The organism is Aquariibacter albus, from assembly GCF_014145335.1.
Lineage (GTDB): Bacteria > Pseudomonadota > Gammaproteobacteria > Burkholderiales > Burkholderiaceae_C > Aquariibacter > Aquariibacter albus.
The window spans coordinates 84,513-96,699 of the sequence record NZ_JACIVI010000002.1; the positions used below are offsets into that span (position 1 = coordinate 84,513).

Sequence of the window (12,187 nt, forward strand, 5' to 3'; positions counted from 1 at the left end):
GCTTCAGCCTCCGGTGGCGCGGCGCACGGCCGCGAAATAGGCGCCGTCGCCCAGCAGGCCCAGGACCTTCAGCACGCGGGTGAAGCGCTTGGGGAAGTGGATTTCGAAGCGGCCCCGGGCCCAGCCGTGCAGGATGGCCTCGGCGGCCTGCTCGGGGGTCAGCAGCGCGGGCATCGCGAAGGTGTTCTGCGCCGTCAGCGGCGTTTCGACGAAGCCCGGATTCACCAGCGAGACGCCCAGGCCGCGCGCATGCAGGTCCAGGTAGAGCACCTGCGCCAGGTTGATCAGCGCCGCCTTGGTCGGCCCGTAGGCCAGGGCCTTGGGCAGGCCGCGGTAGCCGGCCACGCTGGCCACCAGGCTGAGATGGCCGCTGCCCTGGGCCAGCAGCGTGGGGAGCAGCGCATCGATCATGTGCAGCGCCCCCGTCACGTTGATCTGCTGGTGCTTGAGCATCTCGTCGAGGTCGAAGGCCGTCGCGCGCTGCGGCTTGTAGTGGCCGGCGCAGTACATCGCCAGGTCCAGCGTGCCGCGCGGTCCGGAGGCCGCCAGGCGCCTGAGGGCCTGTGCGGCCATGGCCATGGCCGCGCGGTCGGTGGCGTCGAAGGGCAGCGCGACCGCGCCGGGATGCTGGCGGACGAACTCGTCCAGCGCCTCGTGGCGGCGTGCGGAGACCACGACGCGCGCGCCGCGCGCATGCAGCGCGCTGGCCGTGGCGCGGCCGATGCCGCTGGAGGCACCGACCAGCCAGACGAGGCGGTCGCTCCAGTCGCTCAGGCAGGGATTCAGGCTCATCGAAGGCTCCGGGGTACGGCGATCGGGTTCGATGCGAAAGGCCGGGGGACGGGGGGCAGGCTCAGCGCGCAGCCGGCTTGTGGAAGGCGAGGGTGACCTCGCCGAGGCGGATGCCGAACTTGCTCATCACCGCCTTGTTCAGCATGACCTGGTCGTCGATCAGGTACATCCAGTCGTCGAACTGAACCTCGTAGACCGTGCCGTCGACCGGCAGCTTGAGCGTGTAGCGCCACTGCAGGGCATTGCCTGCGGCGCGGCCCTCGGCCTCGCCCTTCACGTCGGCGGCGGTGCCGGTGTAGCGGCCGCCGCCGTGGTCGATCACGGTCCAGACGCGGCGTTCGGTGCTGCCGTCGCTGTAGGCGAAGCGCTCGTCCAGCGTGCCGCGCGGGCCGTCCCAGCGGCAGTCCATCGTCACCACGAAGCGGCGCTTGACCTTGCCGCCGCGGTCGGTGAACACGCCGTGGGCCAGCACCCGGCCGTCGAAGTAGCGCTTCAGGTCGAGCACCGGGGTCTCGGCGGCGTGGTCCGCCGGGCTCGGCGCACTCGCGCAGCCGGCCAGGCTGCCCAGGCCGATCAGGCCCAGGCTGCCCAGGCATCGCAGGGTGGCGCGCCGGTCGGGCGCAGGGGGCAGCGTGCGGTTCATGGGGCGGGACGCTTCTCGTCGAGTCGGATCAGGCGCTGCAGCGCGGCCGCGGCCAGCAGCTTCAGCAGGCAGGGGAGCAGGCAATAGGCCAGGGTCAAGGCGCCCAGGGCGGCGGGCTCGCGGGCGCCGGGCGCATAGCCCAGCAGCCCCAGCAGCGGCAGGGCCAGGCCGGCCGCCAGGGCCAGGTTCAGCTTGGTTGCGAAGGCCCACCAGCCGAAGTAGGCGCCTTCGGCCCGGTCGCCGTGGCCGGCGCGCTGGATCAGGCCGGCCAGCAGGGCGGCGGGCAGGGTCAGGTCGGCCCCCAGGGCCAGGCCGCTGGCCAGGCAGACGATCAGGAAGGCCGTGGTGTCGCCCGCGCCCAGCAGGGCCGCACCCGAGAAGGCGGCGATCGCCAGCCCCATGCTGAGCTGCCAGGCCCGCGCCAGGCCGAGACGGGCAACGGCCCGCACCCAGGCCGGGATGCTCAGCGCGCCGGCCAGGAAGTAGGCCGCCAGGAAGGCCGGCTCCCAGGCCGGGGCCTGCAGCCGGTCGCGGATGAAGAAGAGCACCAGCGTGGCCGGCAGGGCACTGGCGATGCCATTGAGCACGAAGACCTGCATCAGGCGCCGGAAGGCCGGCACCCGCCAGGGCAGGCCCAGCGGCACCATCTGCGTCGAAGCGGCGCGCCGTGCCTGCGGCTGCGGTGCGCGTGCCAGCAGCCCGATGCCCAGGGCCAGGGCCAGCAGGAAAACGGCCGTCATGGCCTGCAGGCCGGCCAGGCTGGGCAGCACACTGGCGACCACCACGCCGATCAGGGCGGCGCCCTCGCGCCAGGCCACCACCCGTGCGCGGCCCGGCGCGTCGCCGCCCAGGCGGGCACCCCAGGCGTTGTGGATCACGCCGACCGTGCTGTAGCCCAGGTAGGCCAGCACCAGCATGGCCGCGGCCCAGGCCAGCAGCGCGCTCCGGCCCTGGACCGGCGGAAAGAAGAGCCCGGTGAAGGCCGCGCCCAGGACGAAGGCCGCCAGGGCCGCGACGGTCCAGGCCCGCCGGGGCGACTGCGCGAACAGGCGGTCCGCCGCGCGGCCGATCCAGGGGTCGGCCAGGGCATCGACCAGCCGGGTCGCCAGCAGCAAGCCCCCCAGCAGGCCCAGCGGCATGCCGAAGGCCGCCGCGTAGTGGTTGGGCAGCAGCACGTAGAGCGGCAGCGCGACGAAGGCCAGCGGCAGGCCGAGCAGGCCGTAGCGCAGACCGGCGGCCGCGCCGTGCAGGGCGGCGCCTCCGGCCGGCACGGCCGCCGTCCGCGCCGGAGGGCGGTCGGACAGCGCAGGGGTGCGGGCGGGGGCGCTCATGGCGGATCGGGTGGCGTGGACGGTGTGGCGGGTGGGCGCTGAAGTCAGGGCGAGCGGGCCCGTGCAGGCGGGGCAGGATGAGCCGCCCCCGGGGCAAGCCGCCGCAAGGCGGATCGTGCCAGGCTCAGGCCTTGAGCCCGAGCAGCCTGGCCCTCAAGCCGGGCTGGGAGGTGGTGGGTGCGAGCCAGATGCCGAAGAACAGCCGGGCGAACTCCGCGTCGCGCAGCGTGGCGCGCGGCTTGCCGTTGAAGGCGAAGGCGGCCGCCTCGCCCGGGCGGTACAGGCCGGTCAGGCGATCGCCGTCCTGCACGTCGGGGAAGGCCTCGTTCATGAAGCGCAGCCAGGTGGCGGACTGCTCGGCGCTGAAGGCGCCGATGCGGCGCATTTCCTCGATCGAGCGCTCGGCGATCTTCGCCCCGTCCAGACTGCGCGCGTAGCGCAGCACCAGGGCCAGCGGCTGGCGGGCGTAGTCGGTGTCGCCCGCCGCCAGGCTGGGGCCGGCCCACAGCTCGGCGTCGTAGATGTGCAGGCCGAAGTAGCGCAGCCGCCCCTGGCCGACGAGCCGGGCCTCCGGCACTTCGCCCGCCACCTCGGGCGGTGCCGCGCCAGCGGCCTGCAGCCCCAGCGGGCCGGACAGCACGAGCCCGCCCAGCGCCCGCAGCAAGGCGCGGCGATGCGTCGTGCCGGATGCGCGGAGGCGGTGGGTGGGCGCCATGGCCTCAGCTCGGCTTGCGCAGCGTGAACTGCACGACGTCGGTGTTGCCCATCGCGAAGGCCGCCTCGCAGTAGGCCAGGTAGAACTCCCAGATCCGCATGAAGCGGGTGTCGAAGCCCAGGCGCCGCACCCGGCCGTCCTGGCCGAGGAAGGCTTCGCGCCAGCGCCGGAGCGTCTCGGCGTAGTCGGGCCCGAAGGCGAGCCGGCGCTCGACCTGCAGGCCGTGCTTGCCCGCCATCGCCTCGAACTGGCTGATGCTCGGCAGCAGGCCGCCGGGGAAGATGTACTGCTGGATGAAGTCCGTGCTCTTGACGTAGCGGTCGAAGAGGTCGTCGCGGATGGTGATGGTCTGGATGCAGGCCCGTCCGCCCGGCTTGAGCTGGCGCTGCACGGTGTCGAAGTAGCTGTCCCAGTACTCGCGGCCGACGGCTTCGAACATCTCGATCGAGACCACCGCGTCGTAGGGCCCGTCGTCGATGTCGCGGTAGTCCTGGTAGCGCAGCCGGGCACGTTCGCCCAGGCCGGCGGCCTGCATGCGGGCCTGGCCCCAGGCGAGCTGCTCGCGCGAGATGGTCACGCCGTGCAGCGTGGCGCCGAATTCGGTGGCGGCCACCTCGGCCAGGCCGCCCCAGCCGCAGCCGATCTCCAGCACGCGGCGCTGCGGCCCGGCCTGCACCTCGCGCAGCGCGCGCCGCACCTTGGCGCGCTGGGCCTCAGCCAGGGGCCGGTCCAGATCGCCTTCGAACAGCGCGCTGGAGTAGCTCATGGTTTCGTCCAGCCACAGGCTGTAGAAGCCATTGCCCAGGTCATAGTGGGCGTGGATGTTCTTCTCGCTGCCGGCCTTGGTGTTGCGGTTCAGCAGGTGCTTGAGGCGATAGAGCAGCGCGCCCCACCAGGAGCCGTAGACCACCGACTCGATCGCATCCCGGTTGGCGATGAAGACCTTGAGCAGCGCGGCCAGGTCGGGCGTGGTCCAGCGGCCGTCGATGTAGGCCTCGGCGAAGCCGATGTCGCCCGACTTCAGCGCGGCGCCGCAGGCCGACCAATCCAGCAGGCGCAGCGCGCCGTGGCGCTCGCGGGTGCTGGGATGCGGCTCGCCGAAGCGCAGCAGGCTGCCATCGGGCAGCTGCACGTCGAGCGTGCCGTGCTGGAGCTTCTGCAGCAGGCCGAAGACGACGCGGGCCGCGGCGGGCGCGCCCGCCGGGAGGGCGCTGAGGCTTCCGAAGGCCGGGGCGGTGGCGGAGGGGTCGTGGAGGATGCTCATCGGCAGGGTCCGGATCGGGTGGGCGCTCAGGAATGCAGCGGGGCGGCCTGGGCCGCGGCCGCGGGCCGGGTGTCCTCCAGGGCGCGGCCCTGGCTGAGGAAGCGGGCCGGCGCCTCGGGCTTGCGGAAGAAGGGCACGCGCTTGCGCCACAGCTTGAGGGCTTGCCAGTGGATGCGCGCCATCACGCCCAGCGTCATCAGCGGATGGCCCCAGAAGGCCCGGCGCAGGCTGGACGCATCCAGGGGCTGCAGGCGGCCGCTGAGGCAGGTTTCGAGCAGGGGGCCTTCGGCATCGTCATGGTCGACGCAGGCGATCAGATGCTCGGCGCCCTGGCGCTGCGCCGCCCGGCCGGTGCGCAGGAAGCGGAAGCGGTAGCGTCCCTCGACCTTGCAGAAGGGCGAGACATGGAAGACCTTGGCCGCCTGCAGCTCGCGGCCCCAGCCGAGTTCGGGCCCGTGCAGCAGGTAGGCGTGACGCTCGCCGAAGGTGTTGTTGACCTCGGCGAGCACGGCAGCCAGGCTGCCGTCGGCCCGGTGCGCGTACCAGAAGCTCACCGGCTTGAAGACGTAGCCGAGCACGCGCGGGTAGGTCTGCAGCCAGACCTCGCCATCGACCGCGTCGAGGCCGGCTTCGGCCAGCAGGCCTTCGAACCAGGCCAAGGCGTCAGGGCCACCCACGCCGTGGTCGGCGTCGTGGAAGCTGATCGGCGCCAAGCGGTTGCGCGCCAGCGCGGCATCGGGCTGCGCACGCAGGCTGCGCAGCGGCAGCACCAGGCTGTAGGTGGGGTAGCTGAAGGCGTGCGCCTGCGGCCGCAGCCGACGGTGCTTGACCCAGCCGAAGGCGATCTGCGGCCGGGCGGTCGAGGGCGTGCCCGCGTCCATGTCAGGCGGCTTGCACTTCGCGGGGAGGCTCGGTCGCCGCGAGGCCGGCAGGGTCGAGCAGCTGTCGGGCAACGGCCAGGCCGGACTTCAAGCCGTCTTCGTGGAAGCCGTAGCCGGTCCAGGCGCCGCAGTACCAGGTGTTGCGCCGCCCCTGCAGGGCCGGCAGCTGGCCCTGGGCCTGCACGGCGGCAAGGTCGAAGACCGGGTGGGCGTAGTCGTACTCCCCGATCACCTGCAGCGGCTCGCGCACCGGGTTCAGGGAGACGATCACCGGCTGCGCGAAGGGCAGCGGTTGCAGCTTGTTCAGCAGGTAGTGCAGGCAGACCGCAGCCTGCTCGCGCGGGCGGCTGCGGGCGCGCTCGTAGTTCCACGCCGCCCAGGCCTTGCGCCGCTCCGGCAGCACCGCCGTGTCGGTGTGCAGCACGGCACGGTTGCGGTGGTAGCGGATGGCCCCGAGCACGCGGCGCTCCTCGGCGCTCGGGTCGGCCAGCAGGGCCAGGGCCTGGTCGCTGTGACAGGCCATCACGACATGGTCGAAGTCTTCGCTGCCCTGCTGCGTCCAGAGCCGAACGCCGCCGGGCACGCGGGCGACCTTCTCGACAGGGGTGCCGAGCCGGGCGTCCGGCAGGCGGGCCAGCATGCGCTGGACATAGTGCTTGGCACCGCCGCGGACGGTGAACCATTGCGGCCGCTTCGTCACCTGGATCAAGCCGTGGTTGTGGCAGAAGCGGATCATCGTGCCGATGGGGAAGCGCAGCATCTGGTCGGTCGGGCAGGACCAGATGCAGCCGATCATCGGCAGGAAATACCAGTCGCGGAACGGCGCGTCGAAGCCCTCGCTGTCGAGGAAGTCGCCGATAGGCCGCGCCATCTCGGCATCCTCACCGCGCTCGGCCAGGGCCGTGCAGAGCTGGTTGAAACGCAGGATCTCGCGCAGCATGCGCCAGAAGGCAGGCCGCACCAGGTTGCTGCGCTGGGCAAAGACGGTGTCGAGGTCGCTGCCGTTCCACTCGAGCGCGCGGCCGGGCCCGAAGGCATCCGGCACGCGCACGGAGAAGGACATGTCCGACGCTGCGGTCGCCACGTCCAGCTGCGCGAACAACTGGATGAGGTTCGGGTAGGTCCGCTCGTTGTAGACCAGGAAGCCGGTGTCGACCCCATGGCTGACCATCTGGCCCCGGGCGTCCGGCAGGCGGACGTCGACGGTGTGGGTGTGGCCGCCGAAGTAGTCGCCGGCTTCGAACAGCGTGACCCGTGTCTCGGCCGAGCGGCCTGGCTCGGCCAGCGTCCAGGCGGCCGACAGACCGGCGATGCCGGAGCCGATGACGGCGATGCGCCGGGCGGGCCTCAAGCGCGGGCTCCGGCAAGCGGGAAGGAAAGTGCCGCGAAGCAGCTCCGAGCGAAGGAGGGAGGGAGGAGGGAGGAGGAGAAACGCTCGGAACAGGCAGGAGCCCTGACGGCCCCCGGGCTTCGCGACGGAAAACGAATCAGCGGACTCGGCACCGTGCCGACCGCATCGGAGTGCCCGCTTCGTTCGGACGGGCTCCGGAAAAGTTCCTCGTCCGCCCGGGCAAGGGGTCGCGCGGTGCGGGGGCAGGGCGAGGACATGCGGTAAAGGCTCACGGCGTCAGGGGTTGCTGTGACTTGTTGGTCTTACTATAACCAATCAGTCTCGTTTTGCATCAAGTAGTTTTTCCAATTGGGTCACAAAGCCCGGATCCATCGGCTCGACGCGCGTCGACACCCCCTGCACCGTGCTGCCGTCCCGGGCGATCAGGTACTTGTGGAAGTTCCAGGACGGCGCGCCGCCGCCGCGCCGGGCCAGCTCCTGGTAGAAGGGATCGGCCTGCGAGCCGCGGACCGACAGCGGCCCCAGCATCGGGAAGCGCACGCCGTAGGTGCTCTGGCAAAAGCTGGCGATGGCCTCGCGACTGGCCAGCTCCTGCCGGAAGTCATGCGAGGGAACCCCGATCACCACGAGGCCGCGGCTTGCGTAGCGCTGTTGCAGGGCTTCGAGCTGCTCGAACTGCGGCGTGTAGCCGCAGCGGCTGGCGGTGTTCACGACCAGCAGCACCTTGCCGGCGTACCGGCAAAGGTCCTGCGGCTGTTCGTCCTGCAGCCGCGGCAGCTTGCGGTCCAGCAGGGCCGGACAGGCGGCCGGGGCGGCGAGGGCCGCCCCGCTGGCCAGCAGGGCCAGGCCGGCAAGCAGGCCTCGACCGCGACGCCGCAAGGGGGTCTCCGGCCGGGATGGGGTTCCCGTGTTGACAGCAAGGTCGGTCATTTGTCTTGGGCAAAGGTGGGAAAGTGGCCGCTACTATGCGTCTCCAACGCTCTTTCAAGTCTTTGTCCAGGTCAGGACAATGCAAGCATCCCGGATTTCAACAGGGCATCACCCGATCCGGGCGAGCCAGGGTGCCCGTCATGGCTGAGCGCGGCGACATCCCGCCCTTGAGCCTGTCGATCGCGGCGGTCGAGCGCGACACCGGCCTGTCCAAGGACACCCTGCGCGTCTGGGAGCGGCGCTATGGGTTTCCCGTGCCCGCGCGCGACGGCACCGGCGAGCGTGCCTACCCCCTGGACCAGGTCGAGAAGCTGCGCGTGATCAAGCGTCTCATGGACGCCGGCCACCGGCCCGGTCGCATCGTGCCCCTGCCGATCGAGGATCTGCAGCTGCTGGCCGACAGTGGTTCCGGCAGCCCCCAGCGGCCCGGTGAACTGCACCTTGCGCCGGATCTGCGGCCCTATGTCGAGCTGATTCGCGGTCACGACGTGGACCGTCTGCGCCGCCAGCTCTCGCAGGCCCAGGCCCGGCTCGGCCTGGGCAGTTTCGTGCTGGAGCTCCTGGCCCCGCTCAACACCCTGGTGGGCGACACCTGGATGCGCGGTCACCTGGAGATCTTCGAGGAGCACCTCTACACCGAGTCCGTGCACGTGGTGCTGCGCCAGGGCATCGCCAGCGTGCCGCAGCCTGAGGCTGGCAGTGCCCGCCCGCGCGTGCTGCTGACCACGGTGCCCAATGAACCGCACAGCCTCGGCCTGCTGATGGCCGAGGCCCTCTTCCTGCTGGACGGCGCGCGCTGCGTCAGCCTGGGCACCCAGACCCCGATCTGGGACATCGTGCTGGCGGCCACCGCCCACCGCGCCGACATCGTCGCCTTGAGTTTCACGGCCGCGCAGAACCCGAATGTCGTTGTCGACGGCCTGGCCGAGCTGCGCGAGAAGTTGCCCAAGTCGACGGAGATCTGGGCCGGCGGCGCGGCACCCGTGCTGCACCGGCGGCCGACCCCCGGGGTGCAGGCCCTGGCCGCGCTGAGCGACATCGCCCCCGAGCTGCGCCGCTGGCGCCGCACCTGGCTGTGAGCGCCGGATTCCGCGGCAACAAAGCCGCGCTGCCGAGCAAACCCTGCCAGCACTGCAAGCGGCCGATGAGCTGGCGCAAGGCCTGGGCGAAGAACTGGGACGAGGTGAAGTACTGCTCCGAGCGCTGCCGCGGCGAGGCCCGTCGCGCACCCGGGGTCCGGCCGTGAGCCTGCGCCATCTCGTGCTGGTCCTCGGCGACCAGCTCAACCTGGACAGCGCGGCCTTCGAGGGCTTCGATCCCGCCCAGGATCGCGTGCTCATGATCGAAGCCCGCGGCGAGGCCGACGGCGTCTGCTGGAGCCACAAGGCGCGCATCGCGCTCTTCCTGAGCGCGATGCGCCACACCGCCGAAGCGATCCGCGCCCGCGGCTGGCCGCTGCGCTACCTGCGGCTCGACGAGGCCGTCGGCGCGGCCGACGAGACCCCGCTGGCCGCCCGCCTGGCCGCGGTGCTGGCCGAGCAGCCGCCCGAGGGCCTGCTCGTCGTCGAGCCCGGCGAATGGCGACTGGCCCGGGCCATCGAGTCCGTGGCCGCCGCGGCCGGGGTGCCGCTGCGGCCGCGGCCCGACCGCCACTTCCTCTGCAGCCGGGCCGACTTCGCCCGCTGGGCCCAGCCCATGAAGGGCAGCCTGCGGATGGAGTTCTTCTACCGCGAGCAACGCCGCCGCCATCGGGTGCTGCTCGATGCCGAGGGCCAGCCCGAGGGCGGGGCCTGGAACTTCGATGCCGACAACCGCAGCGCCTACCCCAAGAGCGGCCCGGGTACGATTCCGCCGCCGGCCGGCTTCGCGCCCGATGCCCTGACGCGCGAGGTCTTCGACCTGGTCGAGCGCGTCTTCCCCGGGCACCCCGGCCGCCTCGAGCACTTCGCCTGGCCGGTCACCCGCGAGCAGGCGCTGGAGGCGCTGGATCGCTTCATCGCGCATCGGCTCGCCCATTTCGGGCCCTACCAGGACGCCATGTGGGAGGCCACGCCCTTCGGCTGGCATTCCCTGCTGTCGACCAGCCTGAACCTCAAGCTGCTCGACCCGCGCGAGGTGATCGCCGCGGCCGAGGCCGCCTACCGCGCCGGCCGCGCGCCGCTGGCCGGGGTGGAAGGTTTCATCCGCCAGATCCTGGGCTGGCGCGAGTTCATCCGCGGCGTCTACTGGCGCTTCATGCCGGAGCTCGCCGAGGCCAACCACTTCGCCCACCATCGGCCGCTGCCGCGCTGGTGGTGGACCGGCGACACGCAGATGGCCTGCGCGCGCGACGTGATCCGCCAGACCCTGGACCACGGCTACGCCCACCACATCCAGCGCCTGATGGTCACCGGCCTCTTCGGCCTGCTGGCCGGGCTGGACCCCCAGGCCGTCGCGGCCTGGTACCTGGCGGTCTATGTGGATGCGGTCGAATGGGTCGAACTGCCGAACGTGGCCGGCATGGCCCTGTTCGCCGACGGCGGCCGCTTCACCAGCAAGCCCTACCTGGCTTCGGGCGCCTACATCCAGCGCCAGAGCAACCACTGCACCGGCTGCCGCTACCGCCCCGAGCGCAAGACCGGACCGGACGCCTGCCCCTACACCGTGCTGTACTGGGCCTTCCTCGACCGGCACGAAGCCGCGCTGGCCGGCAACGCCCGGACGGCGCTCATGGTCAAGAACCTGCAGCGCCTGGACGCTGCCCAGCGGGCGGACCTGCGCGCATCGGCCGAGGGCGTGCTGGCCCGGCTCGACGAGCTCTAGGCTTCCCGGCCGGGGCGGCGGGGCTTTGTGGCCGGTCTGTCATGCGGCCCGCCTAAAATTCAGGCAGCCGCGAAGGACACGTCATGCTCTACCCCGAACTTTTCAAGCAGCTCGAAGCCGTCCGCTGGAACATGGACACCGACATCCCCTGGGACCGCTTCGATGCCAGCCAGCTCAGCGACGAGCAGGCCCAGACCATCAAGATGAACGCGATCACCGAGTGGGCGGCGCTGCCGGCCACCGAGATGTTCCTGCGCGACAACAAGGACGACAGCGACTTCAGTGCCTTCATGTCGGTCTGGTTCTTCGAAGAGCAGAAGCACTCGCTGGTGCTGATGGAGTACCTGAAGCGCTTCCGGCCCGACCTGGTGCCGACCGAGCAGGAGCTGCACGATGTGCGCTTCGACTTCGACCCCGCGCCGGCGCTCGAGACCCTGATGCTGCACTTCTGCGGCGAGATCCGCCTGAACCACTGGTACCGCCGCGCGGCCGAGTGGCACACCGAACCGGTGATCAAGGCCATCTACGAAACCCTGGCCCGCGACGAAGCGCGCCACGGCGGCGCCTACCTGCGCTACATGAGGCGCGCCATGCAGAAGTTCGGCGACGAGGCCAAGGCGGCCTTTGCCAAGGTGGGCGTGCTGATGGCCAGCGCGCGGCGCACGGCCCAGGCCCTGCACCCGACCAATCTGCACGTCAGCGAAAAGCTCTTCCCGCGCGACACCATCCAGAGCCGCCTGCCCGACCCGGAATGGCTGGAGCAGTGGCTGGACAAGCAGATCCAGTTCGATGCGGTCTGGGAGAACAAGGTCGTCGAGCGCATCCTGCACAACCTCAGCCTGCTGATGGAGCGCAGCTTCTCGACCGTGCAGGAGCTCAACCGCTTCCGCAAGGAAATGAGCCAGCGTGTCGCCGCCGCGACGCCGGGTGCGGCCCAGCCGACCGCCTGAAGCGACGGGCGGGACACAATCCGCGGCATGCCTGACCTTGCCGCCCCGCCGCCCGATTTCCTCGACAAGCTCTGCCCGCGCGAGGAGCTGCCCGCGCGGCTCGCGGCCCTGCCGCGGCCGGTCGTCTTCACCAACGGCGTCTTCGACATCCTGCACCGCGGCCATGTGCAGTACCTGGCCCAGGCCCGGGCGCTCGGCGCCAGCCTGGTGATGGGCCTCAACAGCGATGCGTCGGCCCGCCTGCTGGGCAAGGGCCCGGACCGGCCGATCAACGGCGAGGCCGATCGCGCCACCGTGCTGGCCGCGCTCGAGAGCATCAGCCTCGTCACCCTGTTCGACGAGCCGACGCCGCTGGCGCTGCTGGCCGTCGTCCGCCCCGACCTCTACGTCAAGGGGGGCGACTACGACATCGAGACCCTGGCCGAGACCGCCCTGGTCCGCAGCTGGGGGGGCGAAGCCCGGGCCCTGCCCTTCCTCGAAGGCCGCTCGACCACCTCGCTGATCCGCCGCATCCGCGGCTGAGCCTGG

General features: G+C 71.6%; 13 protein-coding genes. 5 read left to right on the forward strand and 8 right to left on the reverse strand.

Going from position 1 to position 12,187, the window contains the following annotated elements:
• Positions 1-3 precede the first annotated feature (3 nt).
• The 8 genes from H4F90_RS07885 to H4F90_RS07920 form a co-directional block, all read right to left on the reverse strand.
• Complete coding sequence (locus H4F90_RS07885) at positions 4-792, reverse strand: SDR family NAD(P)-dependent oxidoreductase (RefSeq protein WP_182663278.1); 789 nt, start codon at positions 790-792, stop codon at positions 4-6.
• Between the two features lie 61 nt (positions 793-853).
• Positions 854-1,435, reverse strand: coding sequence for a DUF3833 domain-containing protein (locus H4F90_RS07890; protein WP_182663280.1), 582 nt, complete (start codon positions 1,433-1,435; stop codon positions 854-856).
• A complete protein-coding gene (locus H4F90_RS07895; RefSeq protein ID WP_182663282.1) occupies positions 1,432-2,766 on the reverse strand; it encodes an MFS transporter in 1,335 nt (444 codons plus the stop codon). The genes H4F90_RS07890 and H4F90_RS07895 overlap by 4 nt, the downstream gene beginning before the upstream one ends.
• A gap of 124 nt (positions 2,767-2,890) precedes the next feature.
• A complete protein-coding gene (locus H4F90_RS07900; protein ID WP_182663284.1) occupies positions 2,891-3,481 on the reverse strand; it encodes a chalcone isomerase family protein in 591 nt (196 codons plus the stop codon).
• 4 nt (positions 3,482-3,485) lie between these two features.
• Positions 3,486-4,745 carry an SAM-dependent methyltransferase gene (locus H4F90_RS07905; RefSeq protein WP_182663286.1) on the reverse strand — a complete coding sequence of 420 codons (1,260 nt, stop codon included), beginning with the start codon at positions 4,743-4,745 and terminating at the stop codon, positions 3,486-3,488.
• Positions 4,746-4,771: 26 nt separating this feature from the next.
• On the reverse strand, positions 4,772-5,626 hold the full coding sequence (locus tag H4F90_RS07910) for a DUF1365 domain-containing protein (protein ID WP_182663288.1): 855 nt from the start codon (positions 5,624-5,626) through the stop codon (positions 4,772-4,774).
• A gap of 1 nt (position 5,627) precedes the next feature.
• Positions 5,628-6,977, reverse strand: coding sequence for an NAD(P)/FAD-dependent oxidoreductase (locus H4F90_RS07915; RefSeq protein WP_182663290.1), 1,350 nt, complete (start codon positions 6,975-6,977; stop codon positions 5,628-5,630).
• Positions 6,978-7,292: 315 nt separating this feature from the next.
• Positions 7,293-7,856 (reverse strand): glutathione peroxidase, encoded by a 564-nt coding sequence (locus H4F90_RS07920; RefSeq protein WP_235972112.1) that lies wholly within the window; start codon positions 7,854-7,856, stop codon positions 7,293-7,295.
• A 191-nt stretch (positions 7,857-8,047) separates the two neighbouring features.
• On the opposite strand from H4F90_RS07920, the gene H4F90_RS07925 reads away from it, so the two are divergent.
• From H4F90_RS07925 to rfaE2, 5 genes are all read left to right on the forward strand, one after another.
• Positions 8,048-8,986 (forward strand): MerR family transcriptional regulator, encoded by a 939-nt coding sequence (locus H4F90_RS07925; RefSeq protein WP_182663294.1) that lies wholly within the window; start codon positions 8,048-8,050, stop codon positions 8,984-8,986.
• Complete coding sequence (locus tag H4F90_RS07930) at positions 8,977-9,153, forward strand: DUF2256 domain-containing protein (RefSeq protein WP_220486120.1); 177 nt, start codon at positions 8,977-8,979, stop codon at positions 9,151-9,153. Before H4F90_RS07925 ends, H4F90_RS07930 begins: the two co-directional genes overlap by 10 nt.
• Positions 9,154-9,155: 2 nt before the next feature.
• Positions 9,156-10,709, forward strand: a complete 1,554-nt coding sequence (locus H4F90_RS07935) for a cryptochrome/photolyase family protein (RefSeq protein WP_182663847.1) — start codon at positions 9,156-9,158, stop codon at positions 10,707-10,709.
• A gap of 83 nt (positions 10,710-10,792) precedes the next feature.
• Positions 10,793-11,659, forward strand: a complete 867-nt coding sequence (locus tag H4F90_RS07940) for a ferritin family protein (RefSeq protein WP_182663298.1) — start codon at positions 10,793-10,795, stop codon at positions 11,657-11,659.
• Between the two features lie 27 nt (positions 11,660-11,686).
• Positions 11,687-12,181 carry a D-glycero-beta-D-manno-heptose 1-phosphate adenylyltransferase gene (rfaE2, locus tag H4F90_RS07945; RefSeq protein WP_182663300.1) on the forward strand — a complete coding sequence of 165 codons (495 nt, stop codon included), beginning with the start codon at positions 11,687-11,689 and terminating at the stop codon, positions 12,179-12,181.
• Positions 12,182-12,187 lie beyond the last annotated feature (6 nt).

What these genes read in the sequence shown, in the direction of transcription:
- H4F90_RS07905 (WP_182663286.1), bottom strand. Translation starts at nt 4,745, where the DNA reads ATGAGCATCCTCCACGACCCCTCCGCCACCGCCCCGGCCTTCGGAAGC.
- H4F90_RS07885 (WP_182663278.1), bottom strand. Translation starts at nt 792, where the DNA reads ATGAGCCTGAATCCCTGCCTGAGCGACTGGAGCGACCGCCTCGTCTGG.
- H4F90_RS07925 (WP_182663294.1), top strand. Translation starts at nt 8,048, where the DNA reads ATGGCTGAGCGCGGCGACATCCCGCCCTTGAGCCTGTCGATCGCGGCG.
- H4F90_RS07900 (WP_182663284.1), bottom strand. Translation starts at nt 3,481, where the DNA reads ATGGCGCCCACCCACCGCCTCCGCGCATCCGGCACGACGCATCGCCGC.
- H4F90_RS07940 (WP_182663298.1), top strand. Translation starts at nt 10,793, where the DNA reads ATGCTCTACCCCGAACTTTTCAAGCAGCTCGAAGCCGTCCGCTGGAAC.
- rfaE2 (WP_182663300.1), top strand. Translation starts at nt 11,687, where the DNA reads ATGCCTGACCTTGCCGCCCCGCCGCCCGATTTCCTCGACAAGCTCTGC.
- H4F90_RS07895 (WP_182663282.1), bottom strand. Translation starts at nt 2,766, where the DNA reads ATGAGCGCCCCCGCCCGCACCCCTGCGCTGTCCGACCGCCCTCCGGCG.
- H4F90_RS07890 (WP_182663280.1), bottom strand. Translation starts at nt 1,435, where the DNA reads ATGAACCGCACGCTGCCCCCTGCGCCCGACCGGCGCGCCACCCTGCGA.
- H4F90_RS07910 (WP_182663288.1), bottom strand. Translation starts at nt 5,626, where the DNA reads ATGGACGCGGGCACGCCCTCGACCGCCCGGCCGCAGATCGCCTTCGGC.